This is a genomic window from Peribacillus sp. TH16, from assembly GCF_016651095.1.
Lineage (GTDB): Bacteria > Bacillota > Bacilli > Bacillales > DSM-1321 > Peribacillus > Peribacillus butanolivorans.
Genome location: NZ_JAEKEM010000002.1, coordinates 2252413 through 2278944, shown reverse-complemented (window position 1 = coordinate 2278944; position 26532 = coordinate 2252413). Strand labels below are relative to the sequence as shown.

General features: G+C 38.9%; 25 protein-coding genes. 17 read left to right on the top strand and 8 right to left on the bottom strand.

Annotated elements, in window-relative coordinates; genetic code table 11:
* Positions 1-3 precede the first annotated feature (3 nt).
* Positions 4-1152 carry an iron-containing alcohol dehydrogenase gene (locus tag JFV29_RS10925; RefSeq protein ID WP_098176995.1) on the bottom strand — a complete coding sequence of 383 codons (1149 nt, stop codon included), beginning with the start codon at positions 1150-1152 and terminating at the stop codon, positions 4-6.
* Positions 1153-1426: 274 nt separating this feature from the next.
* On the opposite strand from JFV29_RS10925, the gene JFV29_RS10920 reads away from it, so the two are divergent.
* The 3 genes from JFV29_RS10920 to JFV29_RS10910 are packed head-to-tail and all read left to right on the top strand — an operon-like array spanning position 1427 to position 3249.
* Positions 1427-2842 carry a M28 family peptidase gene (locus JFV29_RS10920; protein ID WP_201183179.1) on the top strand — a complete coding sequence of 472 codons (1416 nt, stop codon included), beginning with the start codon at positions 1427-1429 and terminating at the stop codon, positions 2840-2842.
* Between the two features lie 51 nt (positions 2843-2893).
* Entirely contained in the window at positions 2894-3055 is a 162-nt protein-coding gene (locus JFV29_RS10915; protein WP_201183177.1) for a hypothetical protein, read from the top strand.
* Entirely contained in the window at positions 3055-3249 is a 195-nt protein-coding gene (locus tag JFV29_RS10910; protein WP_201183175.1) for a DUF5344 family protein, read from the top strand. The genes JFV29_RS10915 and JFV29_RS10910 overlap by 1 nt, the downstream gene beginning before the upstream one ends.
* Before the next feature lie 174 nt (positions 3250-3423).
* Here the strand turns inward: JFV29_RS10910 and JFV29_RS10905 are convergent, their stop codons facing one another.
* On the bottom strand, positions 3424-4680 hold the full coding sequence (locus tag JFV29_RS10905; RefSeq protein ID WP_201183173.1) for a DUF445 domain-containing protein: 1257 nt from the start codon (positions 4678-4680) through the stop codon (positions 3424-3426).
* A gap of 383 nt (positions 4681-5063) precedes the next feature.
* Positions 5064-6038 carry a bile acid:sodium symporter family protein gene (locus JFV29_RS10900; protein ID WP_201183171.1) on the bottom strand — a complete coding sequence of 325 codons (975 nt, stop codon included), beginning with the start codon at positions 6036-6038 and terminating at the stop codon, positions 5064-5066.
* Positions 6039-6389: 351 nt separating this feature from the next.
* On the opposite strand from JFV29_RS10900, the gene JFV29_RS10895 reads away from it, so the two are divergent.
* The 4 genes from JFV29_RS10895 (at position 6390) to JFV29_RS10880 (ending at position 10323) form a co-directional block, all read left to right on the top strand.
* Positions 6390-7067, top strand: a complete 678-nt coding sequence (locus JFV29_RS10895) for a response regulator transcription factor (protein ID WP_201183169.1) — start codon at positions 6390-6392, stop codon at positions 7065-7067.
* Entirely contained in the window at positions 7064-8443 is a 1380-nt protein-coding gene (locus tag JFV29_RS10890; protein WP_201183167.1) for a sensor histidine kinase, read from the top strand. The genes JFV29_RS10895 and JFV29_RS10890 overlap by 4 nt, the downstream gene beginning before the upstream one ends.
* A 99-nt stretch (positions 8444-8542) precedes the next feature.
* Positions 8543-9649 (top strand): ABC transporter permease, encoded by a 1107-nt coding sequence (locus JFV29_RS10885; RefSeq protein WP_201183165.1) that lies wholly within the window; start codon positions 8543-8545, stop codon positions 9647-9649.
* Complete coding sequence (locus tag JFV29_RS10880) at positions 9646-10323, top strand: ABC transporter ATP-binding protein (protein ID WP_201183163.1); 678 nt, start codon at positions 9646-9648, stop codon at positions 10321-10323. Before JFV29_RS10885 ends, JFV29_RS10880 begins: the two co-directional genes overlap by 4 nt.
* Before the next feature lie 490 nt (positions 10324-10813).
* On the opposite strand, the gene bioC is transcribed toward JFV29_RS10880, so the two are convergent.
* From bioC to bioF, 3 genes are read right to left on the bottom strand one after another with little or no spacing between them, the layout of a single operon-like run.
* Positions 10814-11638, bottom strand: a complete 825-nt coding sequence (bioC, locus tag JFV29_RS10875) for a malonyl-ACP O-methyltransferase BioC (RefSeq protein ID WP_201183161.1) — start codon at positions 11636-11638, stop codon at positions 10814-10816.
* Positions 11628-12377, bottom strand: a complete 750-nt coding sequence (locus JFV29_RS10870) for an alpha/beta fold hydrolase (RefSeq protein WP_201183159.1) — start codon at positions 12375-12377, stop codon at positions 11628-11630. The genes bioC and JFV29_RS10870 overlap by 11 nt, the downstream gene beginning before the upstream one ends.
* Entirely contained in the window at positions 12374-13573 is a 1200-nt protein-coding gene (gene bioF, locus JFV29_RS10865) for an 8-amino-7-oxononanoate synthase (protein WP_201183158.1), read from the bottom strand. The genes JFV29_RS10870 and bioF overlap by 4 nt, the downstream gene beginning before the upstream one ends.
* A 459-nt stretch (positions 13574-14032) precedes the next feature.
* Between bioF and JFV29_RS10860 the strand changes: the two genes are divergently transcribed.
* The 10 genes from JFV29_RS10860 to JFV29_RS10815 all read left to right on the top strand — a co-directional run bounded on the left by JFV29_RS10860 (position 14033) and on the right by JFV29_RS10815 (position 23939).
* A complete protein-coding gene (locus JFV29_RS10860; protein ID WP_053344275.1) occupies positions 14033-14872 on the top strand; it encodes a YitT family protein in 840 nt (279 codons plus the stop codon).
* A 228-nt stretch (positions 14873-15100) separates the two neighbouring features.
* A complete protein-coding gene (locus JFV29_RS10855; RefSeq protein WP_201183156.1) occupies positions 15101-15286 on the top strand; it encodes a hypothetical protein in 186 nt (61 codons plus the stop codon).
* Positions 15287-15650: 364 nt separating this feature from the next.
* Positions 15651-16949 carry an ABC transporter substrate-binding protein gene (locus tag JFV29_RS10850; protein WP_201183154.1) on the top strand — a complete coding sequence of 433 codons (1299 nt, stop codon included), beginning with the start codon at positions 15651-15653 and terminating at the stop codon, positions 16947-16949.
* A 175-nt stretch (positions 16950-17124) separates the two neighbouring features.
* On the top strand, positions 17125-17985 hold the full coding sequence (locus JFV29_RS10845; protein ID WP_053344278.1) for a carbohydrate ABC transporter permease: 861 nt from the start codon (positions 17125-17127) through the stop codon (positions 17983-17985).
* Complete coding sequence (locus JFV29_RS10840) at positions 17985-18803, top strand: carbohydrate ABC transporter permease (RefSeq protein WP_053344279.1); 819 nt, start codon at positions 17985-17987, stop codon at positions 18801-18803. The genes JFV29_RS10845 and JFV29_RS10840 overlap by 1 nt, the downstream gene beginning before the upstream one ends.
* Before the next feature lie 57 nt (positions 18804-18860).
* Positions 18861-19895, top strand: a complete 1035-nt coding sequence (locus JFV29_RS10835) for a LacI family DNA-binding transcriptional regulator (RefSeq protein ID WP_053344280.1) — start codon at positions 18861-18863, stop codon at positions 19893-19895.
* 232 nt (positions 19896-20127) lie between these two features.
* A complete protein-coding gene (locus JFV29_RS10830; protein WP_056522646.1) occupies positions 20128-20850 on the top strand; it encodes a ThuA domain-containing protein in 723 nt (240 codons plus the stop codon).
* An 18-nt stretch (positions 20851-20868) separates the two neighbouring features.
* A complete protein-coding gene (locus JFV29_RS10825; protein WP_201183152.1) occupies positions 20869-21891 on the top strand; it encodes a Gfo/Idh/MocA family protein in 1023 nt (340 codons plus the stop codon).
* Positions 21892-21908: 17 nt separating this feature from the next.
* A complete protein-coding gene (locus JFV29_RS10820; protein ID WP_053344283.1) occupies positions 21909-22949 on the top strand; it encodes a Gfo/Idh/MocA family protein in 1041 nt (346 codons plus the stop codon).
* 21 nt (positions 22950-22970) lie between these two features.
* Positions 22971-23939, top strand: a complete 969-nt coding sequence (locus JFV29_RS10815) for a TIM barrel protein (protein WP_201183150.1) — start codon at positions 22971-22973, stop codon at positions 23937-23939.
* Between the two features lie 202 nt (positions 23940-24141).
* On the opposite strand, the gene rluF is transcribed toward JFV29_RS10815, so the two are convergent.
* Together rluF and JFV29_RS10805 are read right to left on the bottom strand one after the other, a co-directional pair.
* Positions 24142-24849 (bottom strand): 23S rRNA pseudouridine(2604) synthase RluF, encoded by a 708-nt coding sequence (gene rluF / locus JFV29_RS10810; RefSeq protein ID WP_201183148.1) that lies wholly within the window; start codon positions 24847-24849, stop codon positions 24142-24144.
* 115 nt (positions 24850-24964) lie between these two features.
* On the bottom strand, positions 24965-25861 hold the full coding sequence (locus JFV29_RS10805) for a DMT family transporter (RefSeq protein WP_201183146.1): 897 nt from the start codon (positions 25859-25861) through the stop codon (positions 24965-24967).
* Between the last annotated feature and the right edge of the window lie 671 nt (positions 25862-26532).

Below are 26532 nucleotides of genomic sequence, written 5' to 3'. Positions count from 1 at the left end.
CTCTTATAGGGCTGTAAGGAGCAACTGCCTAATCTGTTCTAATGACATATCCCGAGGGTTCGTAATCATGCAGGCATCCTCGAGGGCGGTCATTCCTATTGTATCAATCATGTCTTTGGTAATGCCCACGTCACCTAGGCTCCTGGGTGTCCCGATATCCTGGGACAAGTCCCTTACAAAGTGTACGGCAGCGGTGCCGGCTTGCTGCTCAGTTAAAGCTCTCGTATCAATCCCCATGATCTCTGCTATTTGGCTGAATCGCTTCGGGGCCGCAATTCGGTTGAAGTCCATGACATGGGGAAGAAGGATAGCATTGATTTCACCATGCGGAAGCAGGTACTTTCCGCCAATGGCATGTGAAATTGCATGGGCTGCTCCCAATATGGCATTGGAAAAGGCAAGACCTGCTTGCAGGCTGGCCATCGCCATCGCTTCTTTTGCTTCCTCATTATGTTTAGACGCAACGGAAGGGCGTAGGTAACGGGAAACAATGGACAAGGCGTTTTTGGCTTGTACATCGGTCAAAGGAGTTGCAGCGATAGATACATAAGATTCAATGGCGTGTGTCAAAACATCCATTCCAGTAGCGGCGGTCAAATCTGCTTCTAAGGTCGTTAAGGTAGCCGGGTCAACAATCGCAATATCAGGAACGAGGGATTTTGAAATGATCGTCATTTTTTTCTCCCGGAACGAATCGACAATCACAGAAAACTGTGAGACTTCCGAACCCGATCCGGCAGTGGTCATGATCATCACCATAGGGGGTAGAGGAGAATGGACTTTATCAACCCCTTCATAGTCACTGATGGTTCCACCATTCGTTGCCAAAAGGGCGATCCCTTTTGCCACATCCAAGGCACTGCCTCCCCCCACACCTATGATGGCGTCGCATTCATGATCATTAAAAAATAAACAACCGGCTTCTATCTCCCTGTCTTTCGGATTGGTCGTCGTTTCAATGAAGGTGGCAAAAGCAAGCCCCGCATTTTGGCAGGCTTCCATGACAATATCAAGCCAACCAGCATTGGCTACACCGGAATCACTAACTATCAGTGTCTTTTTGGCACCCAACCGCAAGCAAGCCTCGCCAGCTTGTTCAATAGAACCTTTTCCAAAAATAACTTCCGGCATCACAAATTTAGTTATCGACATCTTCGCGCCTTCTTCCCTGATTAAAGTCATTTTCTCTTTGTACTATTTTCCCGAAGAAAGGCGAAAATCCTGTTTGAATCGCAGGAATTTTTATATAATGTGACAAATTATTAAATAAAATACAACTTTTGGTATAGATCAAATTTCCTGCTAGTTTCTTAAATTTGTAAATTTGTTACTTAAGGCACAGATTAATAGGGATAAACCTACCTAGTTAGAATTTTCTGTATATTGTAAAATAATGGAGGGAATCTATTAAACTGGGAGGCAATCTATGAAAAAACAATTTCTATCCTTATCATTAGTCGCAGCATTAACATTCGGGGCAGCCGGAACCACTACTACTACTGCTACTGCTTTAGCGACACCGCATTCTTCTCCAGTACATCAGGCGCCATCCACAGACAAGCAAATCGTTAAAAGGATCGATGTCGACAAAATCTACAAGAATATTGAATACCTTTCACAAACACCTCGAGTAGCCGGGACGGAATCTGAGTATAAGGCCGTCCAGTTCATCAAAAAGCAATTTAAATCTTATGGCTATAAAGCCGATATTGAAGAGTTCAGTTTTTTATCCTATACAGACCCAAATCTGGTCGAGCTGTCCGTTGACGGATTTGATGGGGAAATCCAATCAAACCATTTAACCTATTCAGTAAATGGTGATCTATCCGGTGAAATGGTATACGCCGGTTTAGGAACGAAGGAAGAGCTTGAAAAAGCGGGTGTTACAGGGAAGATTGCCCTTATTCGAAGAGGCAGCCTCACTTTTGCAGAGAAAGTATTGAATGCAGCAGAAAAAGGAGCAGCGGGTGTCATCCTATTCAATAATGCAGATGGGGAATTAAATGGGACCCTTGGAGGGGCTAATGATAAGTATATTCCATCTGTCACGATAACGAAAAAGGATGGAGAAGCCCTGCTTGAAAAATTGAATGCTGGAGTTAAGCTAACGGCATCATTAAAAATTGAAGGGGCTTATTCTGGAGAAAAAACCTCTTATAACGTAGTGGCCACAAAAAAAGCAACCAAGAACAATAAAGCAAAGAAGAGCGATATCATTTATATCACAGGTCATCATGATTCCGTCGCCGGGGCACCTGGAGCGAATGACGATGCATCAGGAACGTCCGTTACACTTGAACTTGCACGTGTTTTGAAGAATCTTCCTACAGATACGGAAATTCGTTTCGTTACCTTTGGCGCCGAGGAAAATGGATTGCTAGGTTCGCAGCATTATGTGGACAACCTCTCTGATGAAGATATCAAGCGGACGATTGCTAACTTCAACCTAGATATGGTAGGAAGCAGGGACGCTGGGGATTTGGTTATTTTGACTAATGATGGAGAAATGAACCTTGTAACCGAGCTGGCTCAGGAATCAAGTACAAGACTGAATGGTGAGCCGACTCCATATGGACAAGGCGGGCGAAGTGACCATGTATCTTTCGCTGAGGCTGGGATTCCCGCTGCTTTATTCATACACAGTCCATCAGAACCTTGGTATCATACTCCTGATGATACCATTGATAAAATCTCAAAAGAAAAGCTTCAAGATGTTGCTGAAATTGTCGGCACCGCTGTCTATGACCAAGCTAAATTGGAAGCTAAAAAACCTAATCCAAATCATAAAAAAGGGAAAAAGGTGAAAGCGCCGCATTTATTTGACGAAAAGGAATTGAGATAATTCATTAAAAAAAGTATGAATTTTAGAGGGTGCAGCTTGCACTCTTTTTTTATGTTTAAAAATGGAAAAACCACGATGCTAAATATAGAGAAAAAAGCTATGAGTGCAGCAGGCACCATAGCGCATGAAGCGGATGCTCTTTTAGGAAAAGGAGAAGCCGTCATTGATCAATTGGAAAGTAAAATATCATATTTAAAAGGGTGGTTGTTTTAATGACGACAATCAAACTGAATCATCCTGCCGTAACGAAGCAATTGGAATTCACCTCGAAGTGGATTGATCGTGAAACCAACCTGAAGAAGGTCTTTGAGCAATATATCAAAATCGTCCAAAAAAATGTAGAAGATACGATATTGTTATTCTTAGTCAAAATCTCATTAGCTTTGGCAAAATCATTTCCCCATTAAAAAGCCCTTAAGGTTAAGGGCTTATCATCATTGCTATTACGACTGAGGCAGCGAATCAGCACGAGTCCGAAACTGAGAGAATCAGTGCCAAAAGAACAAACTAGAAACCGGATTCGATCTGGTAACGGCAGCAAGCTGCAAGAAGCTGAAACCATATCGGTCGCAGCGCCGGAATTATACCAGCTTAAGTAGAGCCTGTATACCTGTTAGGATAATCCCTATTATAAAACCACAAACCGCTCCGTTCACACGAATCCATTGTAAATCTTTTCCTACACCATTTTCCATCATATCAATTAGAGTTTCGTTGTCTAGCTTATCTAAATTTTCTTGTACAAGATTGCCGATCTGCGTATGATTATTTTCAATGAGAACAGTAATTTGTTTCTGAATCCAATTATCAATGTGGGTGCTATTTTCTTTTATGTTGTCTAGTATGTGATAAATCAATGGAGTAAGATAAGTATCCATGAAATTTTTATCTTCAACGAAATCTAATGCATCTTGTTGAATTTGTTGTAGACTTCCCATTATTGTTGCTTCAGGTTCCCATTTTGTTAGAAGTTGTTTTTTCCATTTTTCAACTCCTTCTAACAGTTCCCGGTTATGGTCAATGCCTTGTATCTCTTTCCTGATATATAAGATTAAAGCCTCTCTATTTGGTTCTTCCTCGTTTTGTAAATTATTTACGACACTTAATAAAAGGTTTTGTATGATATTCCCAAGTTTCTCTTCGTTAAGTAGACTTTGAATGGATTTAACGGCAAACTGAAGCATACCATCTAGTTCAATCTTACTAAGTACATCCATGGAAACAGTGCCTAGTTGGTGACTTGTTTGTTTTTTTCTTAACCAATCTTCAGCTTTTTTCAAAACATGATCCAAAGCTTTCCTATCAAATTGTTCATTAAGTAGCTGTGAACTTACTAAATGAAGAAGCTTGCTCATTTCTATGTTAGAAAGTGTAGCTTCAATTTTTTTTGCAACGAAAGGTGTAATCTTTTCAATATCTATATAACAAATCATTTGCTTGATAAGTTTAATAAGAACTTTTCTAAAAGCATCACTTTGTATCTCTTTTACTAAAATAGGGATCAATTTTTCTGTAAAAGGAATATGTTTTACTTTGTCTTGAATACTTTCCTTTGAAAGCCAGTCATTTTTTAACATCGAAACAAGTGCATTTGTCATTCTTTTACGATTGTTGGGCAAAAGAGCTGTATGAGGGATTGGTAATCCAAGCGGATGGCGGAATAATGCAGTGACTGCAAACCAATCTGCTAATCCACCAACTAGACCTGCCTCAAACCCTCCATGTAATAAATCTAACGGCAACGAACCTTGAAATGGAGTGGTTGCAATATAACCCAACCCCATGATAATTAGTGAATATCTAGCAATTTTTCTTGACGATTTTATTTTTGGTGACATTATATTCCCTCATCCTTAAAATGATATTCAATTACTATATCCAAATCATTAGCAAGAGTTTTATGTCTTACTTTTATCTAGTAGTATAGCAGGTAGTTCAAAAAATTACCCCCAACAAAGGCAGTAAGTTCATTTATTCAGGGGAAAAAGCATATCACTTATTAAGTAATGGAACCTTAAAAATGCATCACAATATGAATCAGCCCTACAATCATTAATATATCACGTTGAATATTTGTTATCTTCCTTGAAATGTTCAATATGCAGATAGTTAATTCACAATAAAAAAAGCCGATTTACTCAATCGGCTTAATCCACTAATTTAATTAAAAGAGTCAAAAAAGCCCTCCAGATTATCGATTTTTTGGATCATATACACATTATTATGCGCCTATTTTTATCGAATTATTTTTAGCGTTCTCTCCATTTTTTTTATCTTTCATGCGACTGAAAATAAAGGCTAGAACGGAGCCAGATATATTATGCCAAACGCTGAAAATGGCACTAGGTACCGCGGCCAAAGGCGAGAAATGAGCTGTTGCTATTGCTACACCTAAACCGGAATTCTGCATACCAACCTCCATTGCAACTGCTTTCTGTTTAGCTAAATCCATCCCGCATAAACGAGCAAAGAAAAAGCCGAGGAAAAAACCAAGAACATTATGAAGAACGACTACTGCAAAAATCAGCAATCCTGTTTTAGCCAGCTGTGCTTGGCTGCCAGCTACTACAGCAGATACGATCAGAACAATAGAAATGACAGATACTAGAGGCAAAGCCTTTGCACCAGCCTCTGCTTGTTTGCCGAAAAACTTTTTAACAACAAATCCAAGCATCAGTGGGATAATCACCACTTGAATGATAGAAATAAATAATGATCCAATACTAATATTAACCCATTTACTTGCCAAGAGCAGAATAAGCAGGGGGGTTACGATAGGTGCTAGAATAGTGGAAACAGAAGCAATGGCAACTGCAAGCGCAACATTTCCTCTCGCAAGAAACACCATGACATTTGATGCTGTTCCACTTGGGCAACACCCAACCAAAATAACACCAACAGCCACTTCTTTCGGTAAATCGAACCCTATTGCTAATACAAACGCTAATAATGGCATAATGATAAAGTGTCCTGCTACCCCTAGTGCTACTTCTTTCGGTCGACGGAAAACTTCTTTAAAATCCGCTGTTGATAGTGTAAGTCCCATGCCAAACATGACAATTCCTAATAATGGAACAATATAGGCTCCAATCCATATAAAATGATTAGGCATGATATACGCAATAATTGCGAAAATAATGACCCATAAGGTAAACGTTTTACCAGCAAAAGAGCTGATTTTCTCTACTAAACCCATAGTGACCTCCTAGATGTTTTAAAATAAATCAATTATAAATTATATTCAGAATATTTAAAACCCTTTTAAGTAATAAAAAATATCAATGCGTTTCTAACCAGCCATTTGGGAATCAATTTACTACTTCTTATGTTTATGAAGATAAACTTTAATAAAAAAGCGGACAAGGTTTTAAAAACTTTGTTCGCTATTTTTATTTAGATAGGCCTATATATTATTGGCAAACTAATTTATAAGGAAAGTAACCACTGGTTTTCTAGAGCGCGAATCAGTATTGGTTGTTTTAAAAGCTCAATTATTGCTATTGTAAGAATAACTAGGGTTATTAAATGAAGTGGAGATGTGGTTTCTTTGATACATATATTAATTGCTGATGATGATCGTCATATTAGAGAATTATTAAAATTTCACTTAGAAAAAGAAGGGTACATGGTGTTCGAAGCAAAGGATGGAAATGAAGCTTCATCAATACTAGAGAAAGAACGAATCCATCTTGCTGTTGTAGATATTATGATGCCATATAAAAACGGACTGGATCTTTGTAAGGAAATACGGGATCAATATGATCTACCGATTATTTTATTGACAGCTAAAGATCAACTTATCGATAAAGAAAAGGGGTACTTTGCTGGTACTGATGATTATCTCGTCAAGCCATTTGAACCCCGAGAGCTATTATTTCGAATTAAAGCTCTTTTGCGCAGGTATCGCATGGTTAATTCTGAATTGATTTCCTTGAATCAAACGGTTATTGACCGTAAAAGTTATGAAGTGCGAATAAAGGGGAGTACGTTGCTCCTGCCGCTTAAGGAATTTGAGCTACTAGCTCAGCTGGGGAGTTTTCCTGATCAGGTCTTTACACGTGAGCAGCTAATTGAACTGGTGTGGGGTGCTGATTTTGAAGGGGATGATCGGACTGTTGATGTCCATATTAAACGGTTAAGGGAACGTTTTGCAGGGCGGACCGATGATTTTGTGATAACGACTGTCCGTGGCTTAGGTTATAAACTGGAGGTCAATAAGAAGTGAAAACACTTTATTTCAGGATAGTTATTCAAACCATTTTGATCATGGTACTTGCCAGTGTCATCGCTTTTTTAATTTCCAATGTCTATTATCATAAGGTTCAGAAACCACACAATGGTGAGAAGATAAGCAAAGTTGCTGGTGATATCGTCTCCTTATATGAAGAAAATCCAGGTCAGGATATTGATGCGTATTTAAATCATATTGCAGGATTGCACTATCAAATGTATTTATTTAATGAGCAGGGTGAAGGGACTTTGTATGGGGAGCCGTTTCGGGAAACAGCTTTGGATTCAGACACGATTTCAGGAGTTTTGAACGGGAAAACCTATCAAGGGATCGCTAATTATAATAATGGGCTGTTTATTACGGGTTTTTTTGAGGATGTATTAATCAATAGCGTTGGGGTACCAATTAATGTGGATGGCGAGAAATATGCCTTGTTTGTAAGGCCGAATATAGAACTGCAGTTTGGAGAGTTCCGCTTTTTCCTTGCTGTTTTGCTCGTACTTACGCTCCTTCTCAGTTTTTTATTTGTGATCATTAACACGCGATTCATTGTTAAGCCAATTACGAAATTAACAGAAGCCACAAAGAGAATCGCTGATGGGGATTATAGTAGTAAATTGAATGTAACCCGAAGCGATGAGATAGGGGATTTGGCACAGCATTTCTCGAAAATGACTCAAAGCATCCAGCGGTTAGATGATATGAGACAGGAATTCGTTTCAAATGTTTCTCATGAAATTCAATCTCCGCTCGCATCTATACAAGGTTTTTCTCAAACCCTTCAATCGGAGGAATTAACAAAGGAACAAAGAAATAATTACTTGTCTATTATTGAAAAAGAGAGCCGGCGCATGTCCTTGTTGAGTAAACAGCTCCTAATGCTTGCTTCCTTGGATATAGAGGATGACCCGCTGCAACGGTCAAATTTCGATTTAGCGCAACAAATACGGCAAGTGATGTTCATGCTGGAATGGAATTGGCGGGAAAAAGATATGGTGATCGAAATGGATTTACCTTCAACCATCATTTCTGCTGATGAGAAACTATTAAACCAAGTATGGACTAACTTGATAACCAACAGTATTAAATACTCTGATATCGGTAGTTCGATTGTTATTCAAATCAAGAAAATTGATGGCTTTGTAGAAGTGAAGATTGCGGACACGGGTATGGGAATTCCAGAAGAAGACCTCCCTTATATCCTTGATCGCTTTTATAAAGTTGATAAAGTGAGAAATCGCAGTGAAACAGGCAGTGGCTTAGGACTTTCGATAACAAAGAAGACGGTTGAACTACATGGCGGAACGATTGAGGTTCAAAGCGAACTTGGCAAAGGGACCACTTTTTATATCCGGTTGCCCCTTATGTAATCATTCGTTCATCTTCCATTCATATTGATTGATTACAATCAAAACATACCGATTGAAGTAGGACTTGATCGGTAAATAAAAGGAATGGGAGATGAAATAATGTTTTTAGCAATACGTGAACTAAAGCATTCAAAGTTACGTTATCTGCTGATTGGACTGATTATGGTATTGGTCGCTTTGCTTGTCTTTATCATTTCAGGATTAGCTAATGGACTTTCTTCAGATAATGCTTCATCCATTCAAAATATGAAGGCCGACTATTTCGTTATGGAGCATGACTCTAAAAATAAACTGAACCGATCAATTATATCCATGGAAAAGCTAGATGAAATCCGGGCTTCATCTGATGTTAAAGCAGCCGAAGGTCTTGGGCAAATGATGATTACTTTAAACAAAGTTGGCTCATCGGAAAAAACGGATGTCACTATTTTTGCGACCAATGCTAGCGGTATATTGGCACCGAAGATCATAGAAGGAACGAACTATGACAATAAGAAGCAAGGTGAAATAGTTGCGGATCGTTCCTTAAAAGAGTTTGGCTATAGATTAGGTGATTCATTAAAAGATGACTTGTCAGGAAAAGTATTAACCATTGTTGGTTTTACTGAAAAACAGTCTTACAGCCATTCCCCGGTAGTTTACATGAATATTAAGGGATGGCAGGAGATGAATCCTGTATTGAAGAATCAAGACAATAATTCAATTAGCACTATAGCAGTTCAGATGGATTCAAAGGCAGAAGAAGCTGTACGCAAATCAATGTCTGGTGATGTAACACTCATATCGAAAGATGAATCACTTCAGAGTATTCCAGGGTTCAAAGAGGAACAGGGTACATTGACGATGATGATTGCCTTTTTGTTTGTTATAGCAGCTTTTGTTTTGGCAGTGTTCTTCTATGTCATTACTTTACAAAAAACGAATCAATTTGGTGTACTTAAGGCACTTGGAGCTAATACGAGCTACCTTGCAAAAAGTATCGTTGGTCAGGTTATGCTACTTGCCGTGGCATGCATAGCCATTAGTGTTACACTGACATATGGCGCCACTTTAATTATGCCAGAAGGAATGCCATTTGAATTGAGTACCAATTTGGTTATTAAATATTCCGTGTTACTTTTGGTTGTATCCGTATTGGGTTCGCTGCTATCACTTTATCGAGTAGCGAAGATAGATGCGATCGAAGCAATAGGGAGGGTATCATGATGGGAGATAAACTATTATTTGAAAACGTCAGTAAGATTTATGGGGAAGGCGATAATAAGGTGACAGCCCTTGATAATATTTCCCTGAATGTGAGAGCGGGGGAATTCGTCGCCATCGTGGGTCCATCAGGCTCAGGAAAAAGTACTTTTCTTTCCATAGCCGGTGCGTTACTTTCCCCGAGTAAAGGACGTTTACTTTTGAATAATGAGGATATTACATCACTATCTTCAAAGGAATTGACTCGAGTGCGCCTTGAAAAGATCGGGTTTGTATTCCAATCATCGAATCTTGTGCCATATCTAACCGTACGAGATCAGCTTCTGCTCATTTCTGAACTGATTGGCAAACGGGATAAAAAAACTGTGAAAAAAGCGGACGAATTGCTTAGCCACCTTGGACTTAGACATCGGGCAGATCACTTGCCAGAAGCACTGTCGGGCGGAGAGCGGCAGCGTGTAGCCATCGCCCGTTCGTTGATGAATGATCCTGAAATCATTTTAGCGGATGAACCAACCGCAAGTCTTGATTCCAAAAGAGGCAGGGATGTTGTTGAAATGCTTGCTCATGAGGTGAAGTCAAGAAATAAAGCAGCCATTATGGTGACACATGATGAAAGAATGTTAGATTTATGTGATCGAGTAGTCAATATTACAGATGGCCGGGTTTTCGGGTGAAAAAGTTAAACGTAAACACATTTTCATCTTAAGATGATTTGAGTAATTTTCAATTGAAATAAAGGCTGAAATATTCCGATTGGACTGAACCTAAAATAATAAGACAATATTAATATTCTTTTAAAAGAGAACAAGGTTTGAACGGACCTAGTAAAATGAGACACAATAAAAAACTTTAATTAGGCCGCCGCTTCTCCAAAGGAATTTGGAGAAGCGGCGGCCTAATTTTTCTTGAATTGGAACCTTGTTTAGTTAAATTCAATAACAAGATGAGCTCTACTTATTTATAAAAAACTAATCCGAATGCATGCACAGTAAGCACCTGAATTCTAGAGGAAACAGTAGTCTATATAAATACTTTATAGAACGGACTTAAATTATGTAAGGAAAGACGGGAAAAGGTGATCTCCCAGTATATTTTATAAACGGCTATAAGATAGAAAAAGGATACTATGCTGGTATACCAGACCGTTATCTTCGGATTAAGGTGTTAGGGTGCATGCTTTTTTATATTAAAGAACAAACAATGATAGGTTGCCTTCACACCTGATTCATCTTGGTATTTTGTTTCGTATATGTTGATTAACTCTCGAAAAAAAGAAGGGCGCTGGCAGTAGTTTTCTTTGTTGCTGTTAGCTGCACCAATCTTTTTAATTGAAGTGAAAAATTCACGTACTGTATGAAAGTACTCTAGTTCAAGCTTTTCCATTTTTGTTATCTCGATTGGAAATGCTGATGAAAAGGGGAGTGCTTCTTCACAAACTTGGGATAATTCTTCTAGTGTGTAAAACATTTGGCCTGGTGAACTATCAATGGAAAGTTGAAGCTTTTCTTTCGCATGTTCATATGACATATGAAGCTCTTGAAAGGTATCGATTCCGAACGTTGAAAATATCAGGCTTCCTTCAGCCGTTAATCGTGCAATCAATTTTTCAAGAGTTGCAGGAAGATTATTCAGCCATTGAAATGTTGCATTAGAAATAATCAAGTCGTAATTTTCATTAAGCGCCATTTCTTCGATATCAGTACATAAAAATGTAACACGATCTTCCTTTGTCATTCCTTTCGCCACTTCAACCATTCCTGGTGCCAAATCAACAGCGGTAATAGAAGCATTAGGAAATGTATTAACGAGTAACCTCGTTAAGTAACCAGTGCCGCAGCCAATTTCAAGGATGTTAATTCTTTGTTTGCTGTTTTTTTGAGGGAGCAAATCCACTAATTGTTTCGCCATGTTTTTTTGAACATTGGCATACGCATCATATGTTTTCGCGTGTTCACTGAACCGCTTACTTAACAATCGTTTATCTATCATGAATGTACTCCTTTTGAATAAATGTTTTTATATGCTCCATACATTCCTGTGGTTTTGTGAAAAATGGAATATGACCAGCGCCTTCGATAATATGAACCTCGGCTTTCCCACCCAGATTTTCTTTAATGAAAGATGAGGCTTCGAGTGGGCAAATTTTGTCTTCTCTCCCATGAAGCAATATAAAGGGGACTTCAATCCGGTCGAGTCTTGATCTAGCATCTTTCTGAATTAGATAATCCAAACCAATCAGAAGCGAAAATACGTCATCCCCATGAAACTCGCTTTGAATTGTCGTGATGAATTGATGATAAAAACCTTCTTCTTTTTCAGCTTCGGAAAACATTGCTTCATAGAAAGAAGTCAAAGTCTTCTCTTTATTGCGCTGCAGTTGTTTCTTCATGCGCTCGACCATTCGTGGATCCCAGCCAAATGAATAATTATCTCCTGTGGTAAACCGACTTGTTGCGCCAAAAAGGATATAACCTTTTATTTTTTCTCGATACGAACTTGAAAGTTCAAGTGATACTATTGTTCCTAATGACCAGCTCAGTAAATAAACAGGACCATCGATGGAAGCGATTGTGTCTATGACTCGTTCTTCAAAGTCATTTAGTGTTTTCATATCTCTCCATTCTATGAATGAGAGATGAAATACTTCTGACAGCGGTTTGATTAACGGTTGAAACGCATCTTTTTCCATTCCCCAGCCAGGAAGCATGACTAAATTCGGCTGTTTCATTCAATAACACCCATTTCTTTTCCAATGATCGAAACTTTTTCAACTGCCCAATCAAGATCTTTAATATCGTGGAGAGCTGTTACGGTAAAACGGATTCTCGCCTCATTTTCAGGAACGGTCGGCGGCCTGACAGCAATAGCTGCAATTCCTTCTTTCTGCAAACGTGTGGCAAATTCCATCGCTTTTTCGTTTTCCCCGATGACGATAGGAACAATTTGTGATCGACTTCCACAAATATTAAACCCGTAATATGTGAGTTCTTCTCTAAAGTGTTCTGAATGTGTTTGGAGCAGTGAGCGGCGTTCTGGTTCTTGCTGTACAAGTTCTATCGCTGTTTTCATAGCACCGAGTATGGCCGGGGGGAGCGCAGTTGAATATATGAATCCGCGCATGCTATTTTTTAAATAATCGATGAGCCATTTTTTCCCGACGACATAGGCCCCGAATGAACCGAGCGCTTTACTGAATGTTCCCATTTGGATATCTATTTTATTTTGAAGATGGAGATGACCGGCATAACCTTCACCGTTTTTACCGTAGATGCCGCTTCCGTGTGCTTCATCAGTCATTAACATAGCGTTATAACGTTCTTTTAACCAAACAAGGTCTTCAAGATAAGCAAAGTCACCGTCCATGCTGAAGACCGTATCCGTCACGATTAATTTACGTGCTTCCATCGATGATTTTTTCAATAATGCTTCTAAATGATCTAAATCATTATGACGATAGCGCAGATGCTTTGCACGGCTTAAAAGAGCTCCATCGACAATGCTTGCATGATTCAATTTATCGCTATAAATAATATCGTTACGGGACAGCAGGGTGGAGATAATTCCAAGGTTCGCGTTATATCCACTGTTAATAATGAGTCCTGCTTCGGCTTTTTTCCAATTGACAAGAGCTTGTTCTACTTGCTCGTAAAGAGGATGATTGCCAATAATTAAACGTGAAGCCGTTGCTCCTGCACCATATGTATGTACTGCATCTACCATAGCCTTTTTCAGCCGCTCATCCCCTGCATATCCTAAATAGTTATTAGAAGCTAGATTCAGCATCCTGCACCCGTTGATCATAAGCCATGGCTGCTCGGCGAATTCCGTTGAAACGAGTTCACGTTTTTGCGATATCTCTTCTAAATAAGCCAGTTCTTTCTTAATTTTTTCTTCCCAACAAGGTAATTGTTTTTCACTGTGCATAGCCATTCTCCTTTTTATATGTTAACTAAAAACAATATAGGTTAACATATAAAACATTCTAATCATGACTCAATGAAACTGTCAAGCTTTGAAAAGGAACATGATAATAAATTGATTATCCATTAATCTAGGAGAAATCAAGGGGCGAAAAAAGACACTTATCATAAGCATGCTGTTGGTTATTTGAACCAATTCGAGGAGCATGAAACTAACATAATAATAGGTTAATGAGAAGGAGACAGTGGCTTTGTTAAGCTAATGTATAAAAGAGCTTAGTGAAAATTAGTGCCTTTGTATGTATTAATCTTGTTCATTGAAGATAATCTAACTTCCAACGTAGTCTTTTTGTTAAACCTTCAAATCTTTGAAGGATTAAATGGAATTCCATGTTACTATAGAGCAGTGAAATTAACCTATTTCTTTTCACATTAACCATTACATAAAGGAAGGTAATTAAATATGAAAAAGATTTCTTTAGATGTTTTCTTTATATTAATAGGAGCTTTTATTTTCGCTTTGGCAATAAATCTTTTCGTTATTCCCAATGAACTTGGTGAGGGAGGAGTCACGGGGATAACCATCATTTTGTTTTATCTTTTTGAATGGTCACCAGGGCTGTTAAGTTTGATTATTAACGCTTTCCTGCTCATTGTCGGTTATAAATATTTGTCGAAAATAACAACGGTTTATACAATCATAGCCGTTGCATTTAATTCACTTTTCCTCCATTTAACCGAAAGTTGGAGTATATCTTCAGATGAATTGGTCGTCAATGCGATATTTGGCGGTGTTTTTGCCGGTGCAGGTATTGGCATAATCATTCGAGTTGGAGGCACGACTGCCGGTACAACGATCTTAGCCCGAATTACGAATAAGTATTTGGGATGGAGCTTAAGCTATGGACTTCTGTTTTTCGATTTAATCGTTGCGTTCTCATCTTATTTTATTATTGGTGCAGAAGGTCTAATGCTTACTATCCTTATGCTTTATATTGGAACAAAAACGATGGAATTCATCATTGAAGGATTGAACCCGAAAAAAGCTATTACTATTATTTCAAAAGAAGCAGATCAGATTGCAAAACAAGTAACCGTTTTGATGGATAGAGGGGTGACTGTTTTTAGTGGTCATGGATACTATACAAAAGAATCCAAGGAAATCCTATATATTGTTATTAGTAAGCAAGAGGTACTCAAATTAAAGAGAATTGTACAGTCTACTGATAGAAGTGCTTTTATAGCCATACATGATGTTCGTGATGTATTTGGGGAAGGATTCTTAGATATTTCGAAGTCTTAAAACCATATTGAGGAGCCAATGAGGTTCCTTTTAATGGGGAATCCTATATAGTATTTTTGAAACATTTGATTTGGAACTAAAGAAATAATTGCAAAGAGCCTAAATAGGCTTTTTTTATTTTTCCAAAAAGAGAAAAATCTGTAAATTAAGAATAATTTGTTATATTATGTAAGTAAGAATCCAAACACCCTGAGGAGTGCAGCCATTAAATATGGAGGTGTGTCCAATATGATCCTTTTAAAAGTGGATGACAGAAAGTTTGGGAAAAGCAATATCAAGTACAGCATAGTTGATAAGGAAACGAATGAACTGATTATTAGTGGTGTGTTTGAAGAATTTGGACAAGCAAGTGATAAATATTATGAACTAAAGGATGAGTATGGTTCATCCAATGTGAAGATGATATTGAAGTGAATAGAGGGGAGCCTTTGGGTTTCCCTATTTAAAACTTATTTAGAATAAATGTCCATTACGATAATTTTTATAATCAAATAAAGGAATAATCTTAGGTTTGTGAATCATATAATTAAGTAGACAAGGCTTATATCCTACTTGTTGTTTACAAAAAAATACAAATTAATTGTAAAGTATGGAATTTAGTGGTAATATAAAACGCATAAATGAAAACGTTTACAGTATTCCTGTAAGGAGGTGATGTATAAAAGGTTGGATAGAATAATAATATAGTAGATTTAGAAGTGTATATTTTTTTATCTTTTTATGCAAACGTTTTCTTGAATTTGCATAAGATCTTATGAAAAAGGGAGAGTTGGTAGGCATGAAACTTCAAAAATGGTACGGGGGAATCTTTTCTGTTTTATTAATTTTTAGTGTGATTTTGGCTGGATGCTCTTCTTCTACAGGTGGAGACAGTGACTCTAAAGACAAAGATAAAGTGACGCTGGATATCTTTCAATTCAAAGTAGAGTTTAAGCAGCAATTTGAGAATTTGGCAAAACAATATGAAAAAGAAAATCCAAATGTAAAAATCAAGATATCAACAGTGGGTGGTGGAAATGATTATAAATCAGCCATTACTGCAAAGTTTGCTTCAGGTGAGGAGCCAGCAGTTTTTAACATTGGCGGACCAATAGATGTTGAACAATATAAAGATAGATTATTAGATTTAAAGGATACAAAGGCTGCAGCTGCTGCGCTTGATGGTACATTGGATGGCGTGGAAGAGGACGGGCACGTTCTAGGGCTTCCATTTAACCAAGAAGGATACGGCTTGATTTATAACAAACGAATTTTAGAAGAAGCCGGAGTTAAACCTGAAGAAATTACTAGTTATTCAGCATTAGAGGCTGCGGTTAAAAAACTGGATTCACAGAAAGATAAATTGAAAATCGAGGCGGTTTTCGCTTATCCGGTTAAAGAGAAGTGGGTAACAGGAAACCACTTATCAAATGTCTTTTTAGCACCTGAATTTGATGGGAATGTATTAACTGCGAGCAAGTCACCAACCGTTAAATTTACGGATGGAGACAAGTTTAAGCAACTGGTCGATATTCAAAATAAATATTCCGTTCAGCCGACGGCAAGTCTAGATTATTCACAACAAGTGGAAGAGTTGTTCTCGCTTGAAAAGGTTGCAATCATTCAGCAAGGAAACTGGGTGTATAACACAGTGTACGATATGGATCCTGAGTTAGCCGAAAACGGTATTGGTATTATCCCGATTCCGAATGGGGATACAGCTGCGGGGATGCCAGTTGGGGTTCCAAACTATTGGGCAGTGAACAAAAAATCAGATGAAAAAGTTCAGGAAGAAGCGAAGAAATTCCTCGACTGGATGTATACATCTGATGAAGGAAAAAAAGCTGTTTTGGAGGATTTTAAATTCATTCCAGCTTATGAAGGGTATGACGTAGAAAAAATTGCCGATCCACTTTCAAAAGAAATTTATAAATATTCACAAGATGGAAAGACGACTGGCTGGGTTTTTAATGGATATCCAGTTGGTTGGAATGATGACCTAGGTGCAAGTGTCCAAAAATACGTAACCGGTAAACTAACATGGGATGAACTTGTGCAACAAAATATTGAAAATTGGGAGAAAATTCACAGTAAATAAGTATTCCGTAAATGGGAAACAACCAATCGCCGTCGAAAGCTGTGTCGATTGGTTGTTCCTTGTTACAAGAAAGTCGTTAAAGGGAAAGTTCGGTTACTAGATATTCTTCGATTTTCGATTCCGAAATTAAAACTCATTTTCTACTAATATATCTTTCATAAGGAGGTCGGTTTCATTGAGAAATCGGGATGCCGCATATTGGCTGTTTTTGACACCTGTTCTGGCTGCACTCATTTTGGTGGTGATTGTGCCACTCATTTACGGATTTTATTATTCATTTACGAATTGGAACGGTCTTGGAACTCCGGACTTTATAGGGCTTAAAAATTATATAGACTTGTTTACGGATAGAGGGTTTCTGGATACATTTTGGTTCACCATTAAATTTTCAGTAGCAGCTATTGTGGTAATTAATATTATCGGCTTGAGTTTAGCGCTTATCGTGACGTCGAAAATTAAATCAAGCAACCTACTTCGGACAGTTTTCTTTATGCCAAATTTGATTGGTGGCTTGATTCTCGGTTTTATTTGGCAGTTTATTTTTATTAAAGTATTCGGCGCAATTGGTGATTTGACAGGGATTGAAGCTTTTAATGGCTGGTTGTCAACGACAGAAACCGGTTTTTGGGGATTAATCATTTTAACGTCTTGGCAAATGGCTGGCTATATCATGATCATTTATATTGCTTATTTACAAGCGGTTCCTGAAGAACTGATCGAGGCGGCTAAAATTGATGGGGCCAACAGCTTTCAACGTTTTCGCCATATTACTTTTCCGCTTGTAGCACCGGCTTTTACCGTTAGTTTGTTCTTAACGCTTTCCCACTCCTTTAAAATTTATGATCAAAACCTTTCTTTGACTAACGGAGCGCCTTATAACTCAACTGAAATGGTTGCGATGAACATTGTTAAATCCGCTTTTACCGAAAATGATATGGCATATGCACAGGCAAAGGCCGTTATCTTCTTCGTAATTGTGGCAGCAGTTTCTCTAACACAAGTGTATATCAATAAGAAAAGGGAGGTTGAGCTGTAATGAGAAAAAAATGGAAGCTATGGCTGGTTGGATTCATCGGTTTCATCTTGGCATTATTGTGGCTCGCTCCGTTTTATTTAATGATTGTCAATGCTTTTAAAATGAAACGTGATATTTTTGCCGACACGCTGGGGTTGCCTAAAACTTGGACATTCGAAAACTTTACTCAAGCTTTCGAACAATTGGATTTCCTTCGGACTTTATTTAATTCTTTATTGATATCGGGCGTCAGCGTAGTAATAATTATTATCTTTTCAGCAATGGCGGCTTATGCGCTTTCACGAAACAAAAGTAAAGTCAGTTCTTTGCTCTTCTTCGTGTTTGTGGCAGCCATGTTGATTCCATTTCAATCTGTGATGATACCGCTTGTTGCCCAATTCGGACAGCTTGGGATGTTGAACAAGGCTGGGTTGATTTTCATGTATTTAGGCTTTGGCAGCAGTCTCTCGATATTCTTGTATCACGGTACTTTAAAAGGGATTCCTACCTCGCTTGACGAAGCTGCGAAAATAGATGGAGCGAACAGGTTTCAAGTATTTTGGTATATCATTTTTCCTTTATTAAAACCTATGTCGATTACAGTTGGAATCTTAAATGTTATTTGGATTTGGAACGACTACCTGTTGCCATCCCTTGTTATTGGAGGCGCTGGCTCGGAGACAATCCCGCTTAAATTATTCTTCTTTTTCGGACAGTATACGAAACAATGGCATCTAGCCTTGGCTGGGCTTACTTTATCCATTATTCCAGTCATTATCGCGTATTTTTTTGCTCAGAGGCAAATTATCAAAGGAATTGCGGATGGTGCCGTTAAATAAGTATTTAAATATAGGGAATATTAAGCCATGTGCGGTGAACGGGAAGTGGTGTTGAATATGTCTGTTACGATAAAGGACGTTGCCAAAAAAGCGAATGTCGCTCCATCAACGGTATCGCGTGTTATCCATAACAGTCCAGCAATCAGTGAAAAGACAAAGCGTAAGGTACGTAAGGTATTAAAGGAAATGGGCTATCATATGAATGAAAATGCCCGGAATTTGGTCACGAAATCCACCAAGGCCATTGGAATCGTCATGAAAAATTCAGCCAGAGAATCGCTTTACAATCCTTTTTTTCCAGAGGTTATCCGTGGAATCGGGGATTTTTGCAATAAAGAGGGATACAGTCTTTCTCTAACGACCGGTGAAACCGAGGATGCTATTTTTGAAGACGTCGTGAAAATGGTTCAGGGTAGACGGGTGGACGGTATGATTGTTTTGTATTCGAAAAAGGATGATAAAGTGGTGCCCTATTTATTAAAGCAGGGCTTTCCATTTGTTTTGATTGGGAAACCAAGTACGAACATGAGCGGAATCACCTTCATTGATAACGATAATGTTCAAGCAGCCAGGGAATTATCGGAGTTTGTAATCAATCTTGGTCATCAGAGAATCGCTTTTTTAGGGGGGAGCCCTGAGTTTGAAGTGATTCAAGCCCGTTTAAGAGGGTTTCAACAAGCTATGGAACAGGCCGAATTAAATGTGCCAAAGGAATATATCAAGCTGATCCCTTTAAATCGAGCAGATGGAATAAAGGCAATCAAGGAATTACTAAATCTACCGGAAGCTCCAACCGCTTTTATGGTAATGGATCTTTTATTGGGAGTACTTTTACTAGGGGTGTTGGCGGAAAAGAATTTAAAAGTACCTGAGCAAGTTAGCGTCGTCTGTTTTAATCATTCAGAGTTTATTGAATTTTTAAGTACGCCACTTACAACAGTCGATATTCATACGTATCAATTAGGCTTTGAAGCGGCAAAATGTGTGTTTGATTTAATTGCAAATCCCGAAATGATGGAAAAAAGTATCAGGATTCCAACTAAAATCATAAAGCGAGAGTCGCATTTTGTTGTTAAAAAGGAAAATAAATGAAAAGTGTAGAAATGTTTTTCCAATTAAAGCTTGATTTTTGCTAACATAAATTTACAATAAAGATTATCACTAACAATTTTTTGAAATTCATACTTTTCGAAATGCCAAGTATGTTCTTATAATCGACTGAGTTTTTATTATTTCAAACGCAAACGTTTGCGTTCGAAATTAAGAGGTAGTAGTTAAACATATAGAGCAAGTTGCCGACAAATTAATGTGGAGGAGATTGTTCATGAGAGTTCTAGTATGGAATGAGTATCGCCATGAAAAAGAAAAACCTGATGTTGCTGAAATTTATCCGGATGGAATCCATGGTGCGATTGCTGGCTTTTTACAAAGCGAACAGGTCGAGGTGAAGACGGCTACACTCGAGGAAGAAGAGCATGGTTTAACTGAAGAGATACTGATGAAAACCGATGTACTTCTCTGGTGGGGACATGTCGCACATGAAGAAGTTCATGATGAAATTGTCACACGGGTTCATAAGCGGGTACTCGAGGGAATGGGTCTTATCGTCCTCCATTCTGGACATTTCTCAAAAATCTTTAAACAATTAATGGGCACGACTTGCGATTTGAAATGGCGGGTAGCGGATGAAAAGGAGCGGCTTTGGGTTGTTGATTCAAGTCACCCAATCGTTGAGGGAATCGGAGAATATATAGAACTTGAAAAGGAAGAGATGTACGGGGAACATTTTGATATCCCTACGCCGGACCAACTATTATTTATCAGCTGGTTTGAAGGTGGGGAGGTATTCAGAAGCGGTTGTACGTATCAGCGTGGTAAAGGTAAGATTTTTTATTTCCGGCCAGGTCATGAAACATATCCGACATACCATAATCCGCAAATACAACGGGTGATTAAGAATGCAGTTGAGTGGGTCAAGCCGGAAGTTAACAATAAATCGGTATATGGAAAAGCCGAACCGTTGGAAACTATCTCAATAAAGAGATGAAGTGAAGGAGAGAGTAGAATGGGCAGAGTGAAAGTAGGCGTCATTGGATGCGGCAGTATTGCAAAAAACAGGCATTTTCCAGAATACGAAGCGATCCAGGAAACAGAGATAATTGCCGTTTGTGATATTGTGCAAGACCGGGCGAATACAGCAGCACAAAGGTATAAGGCACAAGCATATACTGATTATATAGAACTTTTGAAGAATGAGGAGATTGAGGCTATCAGTGTATGTACCCCTAATTACTTGCACGCCCGAATCACAATTGCTGCCTTGGAAGCAGGTAAGCATGTTCTTTGTGAAAAACCAATGGCAACTTCTTTAAATGACGCAGAAAAAATGAATGAAGCAGCTTCAAAAAGCGGCAAAATATTAATGATTGGTCATAATCAGCGTTTTGTCCCCTCTCATCAAAAAGCGAAACAGCTTATTGATAGTGGTGAGATAGGGAGGGTCTACAGCTTCCGAACGGCTTTTGGACATTCCGGACCAGAGAATTGGGCCGTGGACGGACGGGACAGTTGGTTTTTTAAAAAAGATCAGGCAGTTATCGGTGCTATGGGCGATTTAGGCGTTCATAAAGCTGATTTATTGCGTTATATCCTGGGAGAGGAATTTGTTGAAGTAGGAGCATTTGTAGAAACGACTGCCAAGAAAAATACAGATGTTGATGACAGTGCTGCCTGTATTCTGCGAACGGAGAGCGGAATTATTGGTACTCTCACAGCCAGCTGGTCGTATGCGAAAGAAGACAATGCGACGGTCATTTATGCTGAAAAAGCCGTATTACGTCTTGAAGACGATCCTAAATACTCTCTGATTATTCATCATGATAATGGTAAGACGGAAACCATTGAATTAGGTAGCATCCAGACAAATGACTCTGAAGGACAGCATGATTCTGAAGTAATCAGCCACTTTGTAAAATGTGTGGTAAACAATGAGGTGCCTCTCGTCTCAGGAGTTGAAGGATTAAAATCATTAAAAGTCATTCTTGGCGCGATGGAATCGAATGCATCCAGAAAAATCATCCGCTTATAAAGGGGTTAATAGTCATCATGTACAAATTAAAAATGGGAATAATCGGTGCTGGTGGAATTGCTCAACAAAGGCATATCCCAGCTTTTCAAAAATTTCAAGACAAGGTAGTTTTATACGCAATTCAGGATATAGATGAACTGAAGGCGAGAGATGTGGCACGTGAATATCATATCGAAAAGGTCTTTACCAATTATGAAGAAATGTTCGCGGAAGTGGATGCAGTTACGATTGCCACGCCAAACAAGTTTCATGCGGAAATTTCTATCGCCGCGCTGCAAGCAGGTGTACATGTGTTGTGCGAAAAGCCTATGGCGATTACAACCGAGGAATGTAAAGCAATAACCGAGGCTGCAAATTTATCGGGGAAAGTACTATCTATCGCTTACCATTACCGCTTTATGAAGGAAGCTCAGGCTGCGAAGAAAATGATCCAGGCCGGTGAAATTGGTGAGCCGTATGTAGCGCGTGTGCAGGCAATCCGACGTCGGAAAGTTCCTGGGTGGGGAGTTTTTACGAGTAAGGAATTGCAGGGTGGAGGAAGCGTTATTGATTACGGTTGCCATTTACTTGATTTGGCCTTATGGCTGATGGATGACCCGGAGCCGATTGAAATTGTAGGTTCAACATATAATTATGTCAGTAAGGGTGTCGATCAGGTCAATCTATGGGGCAATTTCGATGCCTCTGTATTTGAAGTAGATGATCATGCTACCGCGTATATCAAATTTGCCAACGGTGCATCTTTATTATTCGAAACATCATGGGCCGCGAATATCCGTGAAGAAGCAACAGTCTTGAGTTTATCCGGAACGCAGGGCGGACTGGATGTGTTCCCCTTAATTTTGAATCAGGCAAAGCACGGTATGCTATTAAATAGTGAGGCGGTATGGATGCCTGGAGAGGATACACCCGATCTCCAACAGGCAGAGAATTTTATTGATAGCTGCCTCGGAATTGCCGAACCATTGGTAAAACCATCGGAAGCCATGAAAGTTTCGAAGATAATAGAAGCCATTTATCAAAGCTCAGCAAGTGGAAAGGTTATGAGTATCAATTAATGTAAAGGTGGGGTGGGGCTAGTGAAGTTAGGGATTTTTACAGTACTATTCGCACAAAAATCATTCGAGGATATGCTTGATTATGTGGCAGCCTCCGGTTTAAAAACAGTTGAAATCGGTACAGGCGGGTATCCAGGTAATATCCACTGTCCGTTAGATGAACTGTTGGAAAGTGAAGAAAAGCGCAAAAAATACTTGGAATCTGTTCAAACAAGAGGCCTAACTATCAGTGCATTCAGCTGCCATGGCAATCCCATCTCTCCAGATAAATCATTTGCCAAAGAAAGTGATGAAACGCTCATAAAAACAATCAAGCTTGCGTCCTTATTGAATGTCCCAATCGTCAATACATTTTCCGGTACGGCGGGTGACCACGAAGGAGCTAAATATCCAAACTGGCCTGTTGCGCCATGGCCGAATGAGTATACAGATGTTTTGAAATGGCAATGGGAAGAAAAGTTGATTCCTTATTGGAAAAAAACTGCAGCAATTGCTGATGAACACAATATTAAAATCGGACTCGAACTGCACGGAGGCTTTCTCGTTCACACACCTTACACTTTGCTAAAACTACGGAAAGCTACATCGGACGCAATCGGCGCTAACCTTGACCCAAGCCATCTTTGGTGGCAGGGGATCGAACCGGTGGGAGCCATCAAAATCCTTGGGAAAGCGGGAGCAATCTACCACTTCCATGCAAAAGACACATACTTGGATCAGGATAACATCAATATGTATGGCCTTACCGATATGCAGCCATATGGAAACATCCAAACCCGTGCCTGGAACTTTCGCTCGGTGGGCTGCGGCCACAGTCTTCAAGAGTGGTCCGACATCATGAGTGCACTTCGCACATATGGCTATGACTATGTCGTTAGCATTGAACATGAAGACCCGCTAATGTCAGTTGAAGAAGGTTTTCAACGTGCAGTAACCAATTTGAAAACTGTCCTCATCAACGAAAGCCCAACTGATTTATGGTGGGTGTAATTTATAGCCGATAACGAGCAGCCTATCGCAGGTTGCTTTTTATTTTGGAATTTACGAGTAAATAATCGAAACTCACGAGTAAAATAGTCAATTTCACGAGTAAAAGTGCAAAATTCGCGAGTAAAGTTAAGTCTATGTTGAAAAGTCTAGGACAGATTGAATTAAAAAAGAATGCCCCCGAACTCAGGGGCATCCTTTTGAGTCATCTCTGCCTAGGCGTATAATCCAACTCGGTAAACAGTTCCCTCAATTCATCCTTCGTTAGGTCGCGCCATTGTCCGAGGGCTAACCCATCCAAATGGATGTTCATGATCCGAATTCGATGTAAATCGCGGACCTCATAGCCTAGCGCTGAGCACATACGGCGGATTTGTCTGTTCAATCCTTGCATTAATGTAATGTTAAACGTATATTTGTTCAACTGTTTGATCTTGCAAGCAAGTGTCTTCGTACCTAAAATCTCCACGCCAGATGCCATATCTTGTATGAAAGAAGAGGTAAGCGGCTTATCCACAGTTACGATGTATTCCTTTTCATGCTTATTCTCTGCACGCAGAATTTCATTCACGATATCACCATCATTTGTAAGCAGGATGAGGCCGCTTGAGTCTTTGTCAAGACGTCCAATATGAAAAACCCTTAGTGGATGATTAACAAAATCAACAATATTTCCTTTAATGTGTTTTTCTGTCGTACTCGTAATGCCTATTGGCTTATTCAGCGCAATATAGACATTTTGCTGTTCTACCTTTATGGGGTTACCATCAACCCGAACATCATCGCCTGGTTCAGCCTGACTGCCAAGCTCAGCAACAGATCCGTTAATCGTTACGCGGCCTTCGGCTATCCATTTATCCGCGCCTCGTCTCGAAGTAATCCCGGACTCACTAATATATTTATTGATCCTCAACTAAAGCACACCTTTACATTCAGATTTTCTTCTTTAAAGGATAACGTAAATCATGATAGATAGACAAGAGGGAAAGGCAAGAAAGCGTTCATGGATGCAAATTACCGAATGACTTTTACATGGACTTCGTGACAGCTTGAAGGTCCTTTTTCTTTTTACTCGTCAAGTAGACGCCAGTGAAGACAAGTAGCCCCCCAAGGATTTGGACGATAGTAATCGTTTGTCCTAAAATCAGGCTTAGAATGGCGGTAAAGACGGCAATCAGATTAAGATAAATTCCAGCCTGGCTGGCATTGATATGACGAAGCGAAATATTCCAGAAAATAAAGGAACCTACGGATGGGAAGATTCCAATATATAAAAGACCTGTGATTGCTGGGCCACTTAAATCAAAGTTCAGTCCAGAGCCAATGGCAAATGGAGCAACGAGAATCAAACCGAGAAATACAGAAACGGCTGTGGCTGAAATAATCGGAATGCTTTTCAGCTTTTTCCCGATTATTGAATAGAAGGTCCAAACGAGAATAGCCAGAATCATCAATAGGTCGCCTTTATTATAAGTGAGATGGAAAATTTCCAGGAGATGTCCTTTTGTTAAGACTAATAATACGCCGAATAATGAAATGATAAGGCCTAGTACATGATGGATTGAAATTTTCTCCTTTAACAGCAATGCAGAAAAAAGAACGATTAATGCAGGATTAATTGAATTGACAAGAGCAGCATTCATGGATGTTGTATAGGTCAGAGCCCAATAAAGGAAAAAATTATAACTGATGATGCCGAGTAAACCCATTGCTAAAAGTACTTTCCAGGCTTTCCATACACTCTTCCAATTTGGTTTTTCAATCCAATGGGCTAGTGGGAATAATAAGAAAACGGCAATTAGCCAGCGGGTAAATGTTAGTTGGATTGGGGAAAGTTCAGTCACAACGTATTTGCCAAATATATAATTGCCGGCCCAAAACAGATTGGCCAAGATGAGAAATAAGAGAATATAGGATTTTTTCATAAGGTAGCCTCTTTTCTAATTGAAGGAATATTCACTAAATATATCAAAGTAGAAAAATGTAAGCAATCTACAAAAGGAAGCAATTTAATAGAGGATCCTATGGATCAGCCATTTTAGCAGGATAATTGAGGAAGGATCTAAAGGGAATCATTATATAGAAGAAAAGAACACTTCCATAACCGAAAATCACAAAGCTACATTGGTGTTACTGCGACGAATATCGTCCAATATTTTCGTGAAATTAGAAATCCTCTAACAGCAGTTATGGGGTTTGATACCCTTGAAAAGGGAGAATACCGCCCTGATACATCTCGATGTAATCGATCATGAAATTCAGGATTATACAAAAGCTCGTCTTGAATATGTTGGTTTTAATCAAGGATTCAGAAGGAAAAGGCTCTGGATTCTTTTTTTGTGCAAAAATTACTATTCGCATAATTTTAGGGTTAATTAGCAAGATTATTCATAAAGTTGGCATGATTCTTCAAGAAATTCGCTTAATTTATTGATTTGATAGCATATTTTGTAAGCAGTCTATGTACATCTAGCATTCGAAATGGGAAGGTGGCCGCCTATATTACTCATTTCTATGGAGAAAAGCATTCTTTCAGCGTCGAACAAGACTCCCGTATGATTTTTCCTGTTGCCTTAATAAATTGTACCCATCGATT

Coding starts and splice junctions, on each gene's coding strand:
- JFV29_RS10830 (WP_056522646.1), top strand. CDS start 20,128: ATGAGAGTTCTAGTATGGAATGAGTATCGCCATGAAAAAGAAAAACCT.
- JFV29_RS10910 (WP_201183175.1), top strand. CDS start 3,055: ATGACGACAATCAAACTGAATCATCCTGCCGTAACGAAGCAATTGGAA.
- JFV29_RS10825 (WP_201183152.1), top strand. CDS start 20,869: ATGGGCAGAGTGAAAGTAGGCGTCATTGGATGCGGCAGTATTGCAAAA.
- JFV29_RS10870 (WP_201183159.1), bottom strand. CDS start 12,377: ATGAAACAGCCGAATTTAGTCATGCTTCCTGGCTGGGGAATGGAAAAA.
- bioC (WP_201183161.1), bottom strand. CDS start 11,638: ATGATAGATAAACGATTGTTAAGTAAGCGGTTCAGTGAACACGCGAAA.
- JFV29_RS10860 (WP_053344275.1), top strand. CDS start 14,033: ATGAAAAAGATTTCTTTAGATGTTTTCTTTATATTAATAGGAGCTTTT.
- bioF (WP_201183158.1), bottom strand. CDS start 13,573: ATGCACAGTGAAAAACAATTACCTTGTTGGGAAGAAAAAATTAAGAAA.
- JFV29_RS10855 (WP_201183156.1), top strand. CDS start 15,101: ATGATCCTTTTAAAAGTGGATGACAGAAAGTTTGGGAAAAGCAATATC.
- JFV29_RS10900 (WP_201183171.1), bottom strand. CDS start 6,038: ATGGGTTTAGTAGAGAAAATCAGCTCTTTTGCTGGTAAAACGTTTACC.
- JFV29_RS10805 (WP_201183146.1), bottom strand. CDS start 25,861: ATGAAAAAATCCTATATTCTCTTATTTCTCATCTTGGCCAATCTGTTT.
- JFV29_RS10915 (WP_201183177.1), top strand. CDS start 2,894: ATGTTTAAAAATGGAAAAACCACGATGCTAAATATAGAGAAAAAAGCT.
- JFV29_RS10850 (WP_201183154.1), top strand. CDS start 15,651: ATGAAACTTCAAAAATGGTACGGGGGAATCTTTTCTGTTTTATTAATT.
- JFV29_RS10835 (WP_053344280.1), top strand. CDS start 18,861: ATGTCTGTTACGATAAAGGACGTTGCCAAAAAAGCGAATGTCGCTCCA.
- JFV29_RS10905 (WP_201183173.1), bottom strand. CDS start 4,680: ATGTCACCAAAAATAAAATCGTCAAGAAAAATTGCTAGATATTCACTA.
- JFV29_RS10920 (WP_201183179.1), top strand. CDS start 1,427: ATGAAAAAACAATTTCTATCCTTATCATTAGTCGCAGCATTAACATTC.
- JFV29_RS10880 (WP_201183163.1), top strand. CDS start 9,646: ATGATGGGAGATAAACTATTATTTGAAAACGTCAGTAAGATTTATGGG.
- JFV29_RS10840 (WP_053344279.1), top strand. CDS start 17,985: ATGAGAAAAAAATGGAAGCTATGGCTGGTTGGATTCATCGGTTTCATC.
- JFV29_RS10820 (WP_053344283.1), top strand. CDS start 21,909: ATGTACAAATTAAAAATGGGAATAATCGGTGCTGGTGGAATTGCTCAA.
- JFV29_RS10925 (WP_098176995.1), bottom strand. CDS start 1,152: ATGTCGATAACTAAATTTGTGATGCCGGAAGTTATTTTTGGAAAAGGT.
- JFV29_RS10885 (WP_201183165.1), top strand. CDS start 8,543: ATGTTTTTAGCAATACGTGAACTAAAGCATTCAAAGTTACGTTATCTG.